This is a genomic window from Thioclava atlantica (genome assembly GCF_000737065.1).
Classification (GTDB): Bacteria; Pseudomonadota; Alphaproteobacteria; order Rhodobacterales; family Rhodobacteraceae; genus Thioclava; species Thioclava atlantica.
The window spans coordinates 245,985-258,086 of the sequence record NZ_AQRC01000004.1 but is presented as its reverse complement, the minus strand read 5'-3'; the positions used below and the strand labels follow the sequence as shown (position 1 = coordinate 258,086).

Below are 12,102 nucleotides of genomic sequence, written 5' to 3'. Positions count from 1 at the left end.
AGGGGGAAAGGTATTGCCGGACGTTGCGGCAATAAAAAACGCGAGGCCCGGAGGCCCCGCGTTCGGTCTTGCGGCCTGTCAGCCGATCAGCTGCGCATGTCGACCTGCTTCTCGAGAACGTCGAGCAGCTCCGAGAGCTTCCACTTCAGATCGACCTGGCCGTCATGCACGGCCCCTTTGGGGACGTCGATCTTGAAGACCGAGACCGTGGTGTCGAGCGTGTTCGAGGTGCGAACATAGACCGTGTCGGTCTTCGCATTCGGAACGACCTTCTCGATCCTGCCCACGGCGGCATTGTCCGCGGTGACCACCTGGTCGTCGACCTGTGCCTCGGTCTTGTTGTCGGCGATGCCGGCATGGGCCTTCAGCTGGTTCTCGGCCGGGATCGCGCCGGCGCCGTTCGAGGTGGCCGCCATATCGACATTGCCCATCTTGACGTCGGTCTGGCCGTATTGCTCCGACCCGGCCGTCACGCGTGCGGCGCTCAGCACCGGCGGATTGCCCTGCGACGTCTGTTTTTGCGAAACGATGCCGCTGCGGTAGTCGGCGATGCCGTAGAACTGACCGTTATTGTCGTTCGTGGACGGGATCTTCGCGAGATCGAGCGCGGAAGCCGAACCTGCAGCGGCGAGGGTGCCGACGAGGGTCGAGGCGGCGATGAGAATTTTCTTGTCAGTCATGTCATACTCCTTTCGTTTCGATTGGCGTGACACATAACCGTTTGCGCCATTGCGGCGTCTGGCTGCTCAACCGATCGCACCGGGGATCTGTTCAGTGAAAAGAATGTGACCGCGAGCCGCGCGAAAAAACTGAACCGGATCGCGCTCGCAGCGTAGCGTGCGCACGCGCTCAGGGTGCGTCGGGCACTCGCTCTGCGTTCGGGGGCGGTTCCTGGGGCGCGAAATAAAAAAAAGGCCGAGACGAAGCTCGGCCAAAGTCCAACAGGGAGGTAGAAGGTGATGCGCCCGAAAGCGCTCCTAGCCTTCCTCGCCTCATTTATGGGCAGTTTGTTAACGCATCAAGGGCAAACATGCTGCACTCGCAACATGTCCGGTATGCGTTGCGGTAATGCCGCGGTGCAATCTCAGGTTGAATCGCCTGCCTGATGGCGCCGATAGGCGAGGATTTCCTCCTGGATGAAGTCCCGGAACGCGGTGACGCGGCGCGAGGAGCGCAACTCCTCGGGATAGGCGAGGAAGACCGGCACCTCGACCGATTCGAGATCCGGCAGCACGCGCTGTATGTCGGGGAAGTCGGCGGTGAGGTAATCCGGCAGAATGCCGATCCCGATATTGTTGAGCACCGCCTGCAGCACGCCGAAATAGTTGTTCACCGTCAGCGTCGAGGACTGGTCGAAGGCGAGCACCTGCCGCGCGAGCTGCGCCCCCGCCTGCACCTGCGGGAACCGCGGGGTCTGGCAGATCAGCCGGTGCTTGCGCAGATCCTCGATCTCCTGCGGAACGCCCGCTTTCTCGAGATAGGCGGGCGTCGCGTAGAGGCGCATGCGGATGTTCAGGAGCCGTTTGCGGATCAGGTCGGCCTGCGCGGGCTCTTTCATCCGGATCGCGACATCGGCCTCGCGCATCGGAAGGTCGAGCACACGCTCCTCGAGCATGAGGTCGATCTTCAGATCCGGGTACCTGTCATAGAGCTTGGTCAGGCGCGGCGCGAGCCAGAGCGTGCCGAAGCCGGTGGTCGTGGTGACGCGCAACTCGCCGAAGACTTCCTCTTCGCTGTCGCGGATCCGTGCCGAGGCGCTTTCGAGCTTTTTCGCCATCGCGGAGGTCGCTTCGAACAGAAGCTCCCCCTGTTCGGTGAGAATCAGTCCGCGGGCATGGCGGTGGAAAAGGGTCGTTCCGAGCCCCTCTTCGAGGGCCCTGATCTGCCTGCTCACGGCAGATTGAGACAGGTGCAGCGCATCGCCGGCATGGGTCAGCGAGCCGGCATCGGCCACTGCATGAAATATTCTGAGCTTGTCCCAATCCATCCCGGTCACTTTCGGTTTGTGCGCGCTGGTATCGCGTAAGTTTCTTTATATTAATCTACCTAATTTAAGAAACCGCTTTGTGATAATTTTCCGCTTTCTAGGTCAGCGATTGTGACCTACCATTGTCCTATGCCCAAATAGCAAGGGGAGGTGCTCAATGGGAAGGCAGGAAATATCCCTCGCGGATCGATTTGACCTTACGAAATCTCCGGTTTTGCTCAACGGAACGCAGGCGCTGGTGCGTCTGGTTCTGGCGCAGGCCGCACGCGACAAGGCGGCGGGGCTGAACACGGCCGGGTACGTGACCGGCTATCGTGGCAGCCCGCTCGGCGCGGTCGATCTCCAGATGGCGCGGGCGCGGAAACTGCTCGACGCCTCGGGGGTCCGCTTCGAGCCGGGGCTCAACGAGGACCTCGCGGCGACCGCGCTCTGGGGCAGCCAGCAGGCCGAGCTGCGCGGCGAAGGCAAATATGACGGCGTGTTCGGCCTCTGGTACGGCAAGGGCCCGGGCGTGGACCGCTCGGGCGACGTGATGCGCCATGCGAACATGGCCGGGACGTCTGCGCATGGCGGCGTGCTGATGGCGATGGGCGACGACCATACGGGGGAAAGCTCGACCGTGCTGCACCAGTCGGACTGGGCGATGGTCGATGCCTATATCCCGGTGCTCTCCCCCGCTGGCGTGCAGGAAATTCTCGATTTCGGGCTCTACGGCTATGCGCTGAGCCGTTTCGCGGGCGTCTGGGTCGGCCTGAAGACGATGAAGGACACGGTCGAGGCGACCGCCGTCGTCGATGGCGACCCCCATCGTCTGCAATTCGTGACGCCCGAATTCGCGATGCCCGAGGGTGGGCTCAACATCCGGCTCGGCGACACGCCTGTCGCGCAAGAGGCGCGGATGATCGACTTCAAGCGCTTCGCGGCCGAGGCCTTCGCCCGCGCGAACCGCATCGACAATCGTGTCTGGGGCAAGCCGGGCGCGAAGATCGGGCTGGTCGCCGCCGGCAAGAACTGGCTCGATCTGAGCCACGCGCTGAGCCTGCTCGGTATCGACGAGGCGGAAGCGGAGCGGCTCGGGATCACCACCTACAAGGTCGGCCAGACCTGGCCGCTCGACATGACCTCGTTCCACGAATGGGCCGAGGGGCTCGAACTGGTCATCGTCGTCGAGGAGAAGCGCAAGCTGATCGAGGTGCAGGTCAAGGAGGCGATCTTCGACGACCGCCGCGGCCGGCGCGTCTATGGCTGGCACAAGGGCGACACTTGGGAGCATGGACGGCAGGTCGAGCTGTTCCCGACCCGCTACGCGCTCGATCCGGTGATGATCGCGCGCAAGCTCGGCGAGATCTTCATCGAGGAGGGGCGCGATACCGACAGCATCCGCGCCGGGCTCTCGAAGATCGAGGCCGCGCAGCGTGCCGACAACGCGCCCGAGATCGCGACCCGCACGCCCTGGTATTGCTCGGGCTGCCCGCATAACAGCTCGACCAAGGTGCCCGAAGGCGAGCGCGCCTATGCCGGGATCGGCTGCCACTACATGGTGCAGTGGATGGGGCGGAACACCGAAGGCTTCACCCATATGGGCGGTGAGGGCGTGAACTGGGTCGGCGAGGCTCCGTTCTCGAAGCGCGAGCACATGTTCCAGAACCTCGGCGACGGCACCTACAACCATTCCGGCAGTCTTGCGATCCGCGCGGCCTTGGCGGCGGGGACGAACATCACCTACAAGATCCTGTTCAACGACGCGGTTGCGATGACCGGCGGGCAGCAGAACGAGGGGGGGCTGACCGCCCAGCAGATCGCCGCCGAGATCGTGGCGATGGGCGTGAAACCCGTGGTCGTGGTCTATGACGAGAAGGAAGAGATCGACTTCTCGGGCTTCCCGTCCGGGATCGAGAAGGTCGAGCGGTCCGAGCTGATGGCCGTGCAGAAGCGGCTTGCCAAGACCAAGGGCGTCTCGGCGATCATCTACATCCAGACCTGCGCGGCCGAGAAACGCCGCCGCCGCAAGCGGGGCCAGTTCCCCGACCCGGACAAGCGCGTCTTCATCAATACCGATATCTGCGAGGGCTGCGGCGATTGCGGGGTCCAGTCGAACTGCGTCTCGATCGTGCCGATCGAGACCGAGCTGGGCACCAAGCGCGCGATCGACCAGTCGTCGTGCAACAAGGATTTCCGCTGCCTCGACGGGTTCTGCCCGAGCTTCGTGACGCTGAAAGGGGCGAAGATCCGCAAGGCCGAGGCGCAGGCGCTCGATCTGCCGGATCTGCCGGACCCCGCGCTGCCCGAGATCCAGGGCACCCATAACGTGGTGATCACCGGTGTCGGCGGCACGGGCGTCGTGACGGTCGGCGCGGTGCTGGCCATGGCCGCCCATGTCGACGGCAAGGGCGCGGGCATGATGGAGATGGCGGGGCTCGCCCAGAAGGGCGGGGCGGTCCATATCCACCTGCGCATCGCGAACAAGCCCGAGGACATCTCGGCGATCCGCGTGGCCGTGGGCGAGGCGGATTGCGTGATCGGGGGCGATCTGGTTGTCTCGGCGGGCGCGAAGACGCTCGGGCTGATGACGACGGGCCGCACCGGCGCAGTGGTCAACAGCCATGAGATCGTCACCGGAGATTTCACCCGCAACCGCGATTTCCGCCTGCCGGGCGAGCAGCTCAAGCTCAGCCTCGAGGCGCGGCTCAAGGAGCGGGTCGCCTTCGTCGATACTTCGGAACTTGCGCGCAAGATGCTGGGCGACTCGATCTATTCGAACATGGTCGTTCTGGGGGCTGCGTGGCAGCAGGGCTTCGTGCCGCTGAGCCACGAGGCGATCTTCCGCGCGATCGAGCTCAACGGGGCGAAACCCGAGGAGAACAAGCGGGCCTTCGAATTGGGTCGCTGGGCGATGGCCTTCCCCCAGGAGGCCGCTAAGGCGCTCGATGCGGATGGGGTCAAGGCGCCGGTCGATCCGGTCGACTATCGCGCGGCCCATCTGGTCGAATACCAGAATGCCCGGCTTGCCAAGCGCTTCCGCAACTTGGTGGACAGCGCGCCGGCGGAGCTGCGCGGATCGGTGGCGAAGGGCTATCACAAGCTCCTGGCCTACAAGGACGAATACGAGGTCGCGCGGCTGCATCTGGAAACGGCTGCGAAGGCGCGGGCCGAATTCGACGGCGATTTCGAAATGCGCTTCCACCTCGCGCCGCCGATCCTGACGCGGATGGGCAGCGACGGACGCCCGAAGAAGCGGGAATTCGGCCCCGCAATGGAGCGCGGTTTCCGGGTCCTCGCCAAGCTCAAGGGCCTGCGTGGCACGCCGCTCGATATCTTCGGTTATTCGGCGGAGCGCCAGATGGAGCGCGCGCTCATCAAGCAATACGAGGCCGACATGGCCGAAGTGCTGCTGAATGTCGGCCCCGAGACGATGGAAATCGCCCGCGAACTCGCTGAGCTTCCGTTGAGCATCCGCGGCTTCGGCCCGGTCAAGGCGGAGGCGGAGAAGGTCGCGGCGAAGCGGCGCGAGGAATTGCTGGCGGCGTTTCGTCACGGCGGAAGCCCGCAGAAGATCGCCGCCGAGTGAGGGCTGTCACATCGCTGTCGCATCCTCGTGACATGGCGCTGGAAAAATCAGATCCAGCCCATGCTCCCAGCCCATGCCCGAGGTGCGACATGACCGCAGACCCGATGGCTCCCCGCCATGCGACGCAGGAAATCTCCTATGCCTGGTCGGCACGCTCGCGCGGGGCCCGGTTCCTGATCCGCGCGATGGAGAACGCGACCGGACGGCTCGGGCTGATCCGGCGCGCACGGGGCTATGAACGCGAAATCGCGCATGGTGCGGATTTCTGGGAGGTGATGGCATCGCGCTACGGGCTCGAGCTCGAGCTCGCGGGCGGTTGCCTGGAGGACATTCCGTCCACCGGGCCGCTCATCGTGATCGCGAACCACCCCTATGGCATTCTCGACGGGCTGGTGATGGGGTTGGTGATGGCGCGGCGGCGCGATGAATTCCGCATCCTGGCGCATAACGTTTTCAAGCGTGCGCCCGAGATCGACCGGATCATCCTGCCGGTGGATTTCTCCGAGACGAAGGAGGCGGTGAAGGCCAATCTGCGCACCCGGGCCGAGGCCCTGCGGTTTCTTGACGAGGGCGGGGCGATCGGCGTCTTTCCCGGCGGCACCGTCTCGACCGCGGCAACGCCTTTCGGGGCGCCGATGGATCCGGGCTGGCGCAATTTCACCGCCAAGATGATCGCGCGCTCGGATGCGGTGGTGCTCCCGGTTTTCTTCGAGGGGCATAACAGCCGCCTCTTCCAGCTCGCGAGCCATCTGCATTACAGCCTGCGAATGGGGCTGATGATCCGCGAGTTCAAGGCGCAGGCGCGCAATCCGCTGCGTCTGGTGATCGGCCAGCCGATCGCGCAAGCGCAACTGGCACCGCTGCGCGAGAGCCCGAAACAGATGATGGATTTCCTGCGCCGGGCGACGTATGACTTGTCGCCGACTCCATTGAAGTCATACGGATATGGCTTCGAGTTCGAGGCGAAATACAGGAACTGACGGGCCCGCTCGGACCCGCAGGGGCGAGGGGCGCGACATGGCGGTAGGGGTGTTCGATTCTGGCTTGGGCGGCCTGACGGTTTATGACGCCTGCGCGAAGCGGCTGCCCGATGTGGCCTTCTGCTATTACGGCGACAATGCCCACGCGCCCTACGGGGTTCGCGATGCCGACGATATCTTCGACCTGACCTGCCGCGGCGTGGAACGGCTGTGGGAAGAGGGCTGCGATCTGGTGATCCTCGCCTGCAACACCGCCTCGGCGGCGGCGCTCAAGCGGATGCAGGAAACCTGGGTGCCCGAGAACAAGCGCGTGCTGGGCGTCTTCGTGCCGATGATCGAGGCGCTGACCGAGCGCAAATGGGGGGACAATTCGCCCCCGCGAGAAGTCGCGGTGAAACATGTCGCGCTGTTTGCGACCCCGGCGACGGTGGCAAGCCGCGCCTTCCAGCGCGAACTGGCCTTCCGGGCGATCGGGGTGGATGTCGAGGCCCAGCCCTGCGGCGGTCTGGTCGACGCGATCGAGGCCGGCGACGAGATCCTCGCCGAGGCGCTGGTGAAGAGCCATGTCGAGGCCCTCAAGCGCCGGATGCCGAAACCCGAGGCCGCGATCCTGGGCTGCACCCATTACCCGTTGATGCAGCAGGCATTCCAGGAGGCGCTCGGGGCCGACGTGGCGGTCTATTCGCAGGCCAATCTGGTGGCCGAGAGCTTGGCCGATTATCTCGACCGACGCCCCGAATTCGTCGGGGCGGGGAACGAGGCGAAGTTCCTCACCTCCGGCGACCCGGCCTCGGTTTCGAGCCATGCGACGCAATTCCTGCGCTATCCGATCCGTTTCGAGACCGCCTGATACCGGGCCGGTCTTGCGGATCGCGCGCGCGATCCCACATTTTGCCTGAGGGGGAGACCCGGGCTGCAAGCTGCGGAGAAAGAGAAGACATGTCCAAGAAAATCGCGATTCTGGGGGCTTCGGGCTATACCGGGGCCGAGCTTGTCCGCCTGATCGCCACCCATCCGGGGATGGAGATCGTGGCACTTTCGGGCGAGCGAAAGGCCGGCATGGCGATGGGCGACGTCTTTCCGCATCTGCGCCATCTCGGCCTGCCCGATCTGGTGAAAATCGAGGAGATCGACTTCTCCGGTGTCGATCTGGCCTTCTGCGCGCTGCCCCATGCCACGAGCCAGGAAGTGATCAAGGCGCTGCCGCGCGATCTCAAGATCGTCGATCTCTCTGCCGATTTCCGCCTGCGCGATCCGGCCGAATACGAGAAGTGGTACGGCAAGCCCCACGCCGCGGTGGAGCTGCAGAAAGAGGCGGTCTACGGCCTGACCGAGTTCTATCGCGAGGCGATTCGCGAGGCGCGTCTCGTCGCGGGCACCGGCTGCAACGCGGCTGCGGGCCAATATGCGATCCGTCCGCTGATCGAGGCCGGGGTGATCGACCTCGATGATATCATCCTCGATCTCAAGAACGGCGTCTCGGGCGCGGGGCGGAGCTTGAAGGAAAACCTCCTCCATGCCGAGCTCTCCGGCGGGACCTACCCGTATTCCGCCGGCGGAAAGCATCGCCACCTGGGAGAATTCGATCAGGAATTCAGCGCCTTGGCCGGGCGTCCCGTGATGGTGCAGTTCACCCCCCACCTGGCGCCCTTCAACCGTGGCATCCTCGCGAGCGCCTATGTCAAGGGCGATCCCGAGGCGGTCTACAAGGCGCTGGCGGACCGCTACGCGTCGGAGACCTTCCTCGAGGTGCTGCCTTTCGCCGCAATGCCCTCCACCCGGTCGGTTGCCGGCTCCAATTTCGTGCATATTGGTGTATCAGGGGATCGGATCCCCGGTCGGGCTCTGGTCGTCGTCGCCCTCGACAACCTGTGCAAGGGCTCGTCGGGACAGGCGCTGCAGAACGCCAACCTGATGCTGGGGATGGATGAGAGCGAAGGGCTTATGCTGGCGCCCGTTTTCCCGTAAGATCGGGTGCGAGGAGGAGTGAAGATGAAGAGCCTGAAGAAAAAGCGCCGCATTCAGGTGCTGGCCGTGGCGGCCGTTGCGCTGGTGATCTCGACCGGGATGATCGGCTATGCGATGCGTGACGGGATCAACTTCTTCCGCGCCCCCTCGCAGCTCGCGACCGAACCGCCGAAGCCCGGCGAGACCTTCCGTCTCGGCGGCTTGGTCGAGAAGGGGACGCTCAAGCGCGGCGAGGGCGAGACGATCACCTTCAGCGTCACCGATGGCGGCGCGACCGTCCCGGTGAAATTCGCGGGCGTCCTGCCGGATCTCTTCAAGGAAGGCCAGGGGATGATCGGCACCGGCAAGATGGAAGACGGCGTCTTCGTCGCCGACGAGATCCTCGCCAAGCACGACGAGAATTACATGCCCAAGGAAGTCGTGGACGCGCTCAAGAAACAGGGCGTCTACGAAGCGCCGAACTCCTGAAGCCTTTCGCGGCGCGCGCCGCATTCCCCGACCCTTAACCCGATCGCATGAGCCTGTCGCCGTTGTCATCCACGGAGGCAGGCCATGAAGTCGATCACCGAGATCGCGGCGGAGATCGTCGCGCGCGAGGGCGGGTATGTCAGGGATCCCGACGATCCGGGCGGCCCGACGAAACACGGCGTGACGCTCGGCACGATGCAGCGGCTCGGACAGGATCTGACCGGGGATGGCGAGGTCGACGAGATGGATCTGCGTGCGCTCGGCCCCGAACAGGCGGCGCAGATATTCCTCCGGCACTATTACGACGGGCCCGGCATCGATCGGCTCCCGGCCTCGATCCAGGCCTCGGTCTTCGACATGTATGTGAATGCCGGCGGCAATGCGGTGGTGATCCTTCAGCGGCTCCTGGGCGACATGGGGCAGCGCGTCGTGGTCGACGGGATCATCGGCCCGCAGACGATCGCGGCGGCGGAACTGGCGGAGGCATCGGCGCCGGGACATTTCGCCGATGCCTACGGGATCGCGCGGCGCAATTATTACTACCGCATCGCCGATGCCCGCCCCTCGAGCCGGAAATACGCCAACACGCGGGCCGGGACGAAGGGGGGCTGGATCCGGCGTTCGGAGGAATTCATCTCGCCGCGTTTCCATCTGAGCCCGGCCGAGCATCGCAAGCGGGTCGCGAAATGGGTGTGATCGAGCGGCTGATCGGGGGCGCGGGCGCGGTGAAGGCCGCGGGCGAGGCGGCGAGCTCGGTCGCCGAGGTCTTCGTGCCCAATGCGACGAAGAAGCTCGAAGCGGCGCAGGCGGCCTATCTCGCGGCGTTGGCGGAACACGGGGCGGAGTTCGAATATATCCGTCCCGGGCTTTTCGACCGTTTCGTGAACGGCCTCAACCGGCTGCCGCGCCCGACGCTCGCCTTCGGGATCGTCGGGCTCTTCGTCTATGCGATGGTGGATCCGGTCGGTTTCGCGCAGCGCATGGTGGGGCTCGGCTACGTGCCCGAACCGCTCTGGTGGCTGTTGGGGGCGGTGGTGAGTTTCTACTTCGGCGCGCGCGAGGCCTTCCATTTCCGGATGCGCACGCGCCCCGCGCCCCCTGCCGCGCTGAAAACGCCCGAGGCGCCGGAGGAGAATGCGGCGCTCACGGCTTGGCGCGTTGGGGAGAAACCCGCCGGTTGAGGGGCGCTGCCCCCGTCGCCGGATGGCGACAATCATCGGTGCAAGAGGGGGCGCTGCCCCCATCGCCTGCGGCGACTCCCCCGGGATATTTGGATCAAGAGGAAGAGGGTAGGCGGCCACTTCCAAATGCCCCAAATATCCCGGGGGTGAATGGCCGCAGGCCAGAGGGGGCGGCGCCCCCCGATCTCCCGCTCAGTGGCGCTTGCCGGCGAAGCGCTTGTGCCACTCCTCGCGCTCTTCATCCGCGATCTTGCGGAACAGAACCTCGGGGGTGGTGAAGGCGTGGCCCGCGGGGAGCGCGGTCAGCGCCGCGCGGATGTCTTCGGGCCAGCTGCGGTCTTCGGTCCGCATCGCGTCGAGCATCGTCTCGGCGGCGTCCGGGATGAAAGGCGCGGAGAGTACCGCGTAGATTGGGATCAGGTTGAGCGCGAGCCGGGCGATCGCCGCCGCCTGCTCGGGATCGGTCTTGAAGACCGACCAGGGGGCCGCGGCCTGCAGGTATTCGTTCCCCGCCACCCAGATCGCGCGCAGCTCGCCCGCCGCCTTGCGGATGTCCTTCTCTTCCATATGCGCCTCATAGGCGCGGATACGGGTTGTGAGCTCCTCGATCAGGGCCTCTTCGCGCTCGCCCCAGGTGCCGCCTTCGGGCAAAGCCTCTCCGAATTTCGAGCGGGTGAACTTGGTGATCCGGGAGACGAAGTTGCCCAGCACATCGGCGAGATCCTTGTTCACCGAGACCTGGAAGTTCTCCCAGGTGAATTCCGCATCGGCCGACTCCGGGGCGTGGCTCAGCAGCCACCAGCGCCAGTAATCGGCGGGCAGGATCTCGAGCGCCTGATCCATGAACACGCCGCGCCCGCGCGAGGTCGAGAACTGGCCGCCATCGTAGTTCAGGTAGTTGAAGGACTTGATGAAATCGACGAGCTTCCACGGCTCGCCCGAGCCGAGGATGGTCGCGGGGAAGCTGAGCGTGTGGAAGGGCACGTTATCCTTGCCCATGAACTGGGTATAGGTGACGTCCTCGGCGCCCCTGTCGGTGCGCCACCAGCGCTCCCAGTCGCCGCCGGTCTTGTCGGACCATTCCTCGGTCGCGGCGATATATTCGATCGGTGCGTCGAACCAGACATAGAAGACCTTGCCTTCCATGCCCTCCCACGGCGCGCCCTCGAATTGCGCGGGCACGCCCCAGCTCAGATCGCGGGTGATGCCGCGATCCTGCAGTCCTTCGCCGTCATGGAGCCATTTCTTCGCGATCGATGTGGTCAGAACCGGCCAGTCGGTTTGGCTGTCGATCCAGGCATCGAGCCGGTCCTTCATCGCCGACTGGCGCAGGAAGAGGTGCTTGGTCTCGCGCATCTCCAGGTCGGTCGAGCCCGAGATCACCGAATGCGGGTTGATCAGGTCCACCGGGTCGAGCTGCTTGGTGCAATTGTCGCACTGATCGCCGCGCGCGCTCTCGAAGCCGCAATTGGGGCAGGTGCCCTCGATATAGCGGTCGGGCAGGAAGCGGCCATCGGCCTTGGAATACATCTGTTTCTCGGTGACTTCGCGGATCAGCCCGGCCTCGGCCAGCTTCACCGCGAAATGCTGGGTCAGCTTGTGGTTCTGCGGGCTCGAGGAGCGGCCGAAATGATCGAAGCTGAGGCGGAAGCCCTCCGCGATCTTCGCCTGCACCTCGTGCATCTCGGCGCAATACTCCGCGACCGGTTTGCCGGCCTTGGCGGCGGCCAACTCGGCGGGGGTGCCGTGTTCGTCGGTGGCGCAGATGAACATCACCTCGTTGCCCCGCGCGCGCTGGTAGCGGGCGAAGAGATCGGCCGGCAGCTGCGAGCCCACGAGGTTGCCCAGATGCTTGATCCCGTTGATATAGGGAATGGCCGAGGTGATCAGATGACGCGCCATGAAGACCCTCTTGATCGTTTAGGTTCGCGCGGGTGTTTACAGGGGTTT

10 protein-coding genes are annotated in these 12,102 nt (G+C 65.0%); 7 read left to right on the top strand and 3 right to left on the bottom strand.

Annotated elements, in window-relative coordinates:
* Positions 1 to 86 precede the first annotated feature (86 nt).
* Both DW2_RS07285 and DW2_RS07280 read right to left on the bottom strand, forming a co-directional pair.
* The gene (locus DW2_RS07285) at positions 87 to 680 is read right to left on the bottom strand and encodes a hypothetical protein (RefSeq protein ID WP_038144985.1); all 594 of its coding nucleotides are present in this window, start codon (positions 678 to 680) and stop codon (positions 87 to 89) included.
* A gap of 404 nt (positions 681 to 1,084) precedes the next feature.
* Positions 1,085 to 1,987, bottom strand: coding sequence for a LysR family transcriptional regulator (locus DW2_RS07280; protein WP_038144984.1), 903 nt, complete (start codon positions 1,985 to 1,987; stop codon positions 1,085 to 1,087).
* Between the two features lie 157 nt (positions 1,988 to 2,144).
* On the opposite strand from DW2_RS07280, the gene DW2_RS07275 reads away from it, so the two are divergent.
* The 7 genes from DW2_RS07275 to DW2_RS07245 all read left to right on the top strand — a co-directional run bounded on the left by DW2_RS07275 (position 2,145) and on the right by DW2_RS07245 (position 10,152).
* Entirely contained in the window at positions 2,145 to 5,555 is a 3,411-nt protein-coding gene (locus tag DW2_RS07275) for an indolepyruvate ferredoxin oxidoreductase family protein (protein WP_038144982.1), read from the top strand.
* Between the two features lie 89 nt (positions 5,556 to 5,644).
* On the top strand, positions 5,645 to 6,535 hold the full coding sequence (locus DW2_RS07270) for a lysophospholipid acyltransferase family protein (protein ID WP_238321281.1): 891 nt from the start codon (positions 5,645 to 5,647) through the stop codon (positions 6,533 to 6,535).
* 37 nt (positions 6,536 to 6,572) lie between these two features.
* A complete protein-coding gene (gene murI, locus DW2_RS07265; RefSeq protein ID WP_038144979.1) occupies positions 6,573 to 7,385 on the top strand; it encodes a glutamate racemase in 813 nt (270 codons plus the stop codon).
* Between the two features lie 89 nt (positions 7,386 to 7,474).
* Positions 7,475 to 8,503 carry an N-acetyl-gamma-glutamyl-phosphate reductase gene (gene argC / locus DW2_RS07260; protein WP_038144977.1) on the top strand — a complete coding sequence of 343 codons (1,029 nt, stop codon included), beginning with the start codon at positions 7,475 to 7,477 and terminating at the stop codon, positions 8,501 to 8,503.
* A gap of 24 nt (positions 8,504 to 8,527) precedes the next feature.
* A complete protein-coding gene (ccmE, locus tag DW2_RS07255; RefSeq protein WP_038144976.1) occupies positions 8,528 to 8,971 on the top strand; it encodes a cytochrome c maturation protein CcmE in 444 nt (147 codons plus the stop codon).
* Positions 8,972 to 9,055: 84 nt separating this feature from the next.
* Positions 9,056 to 9,667, top strand: coding sequence for a holin-associated N-acetylmuramidase (locus DW2_RS07250; protein ID WP_038144974.1), 612 nt, complete (start codon positions 9,056 to 9,058; stop codon positions 9,665 to 9,667).
* On the top strand, positions 9,658 to 10,152 hold the full coding sequence (locus DW2_RS07245; RefSeq protein WP_038144973.1) for a holin family protein: 495 nt from the start codon (positions 9,658 to 9,660) through the stop codon (positions 10,150 to 10,152). Before DW2_RS07250 ends, DW2_RS07245 begins: the two co-directional genes overlap by 10 nt.
* Positions 10,153 to 10,344: 192 nt before the next feature.
* Here the strand turns inward: DW2_RS07245 and metG are convergent, their stop codons facing one another.
* Positions 10,345 to 12,054 carry a methionine--tRNA ligase gene (metG, locus tag DW2_RS07240; RefSeq protein ID WP_038144972.1) on the bottom strand — a complete coding sequence of 570 codons (1,710 nt, stop codon included), beginning with the start codon at positions 12,052 to 12,054 and terminating at the stop codon, positions 10,345 to 10,347.
* Positions 12,055 to 12,102: the final 48 nt, after the last annotated feature.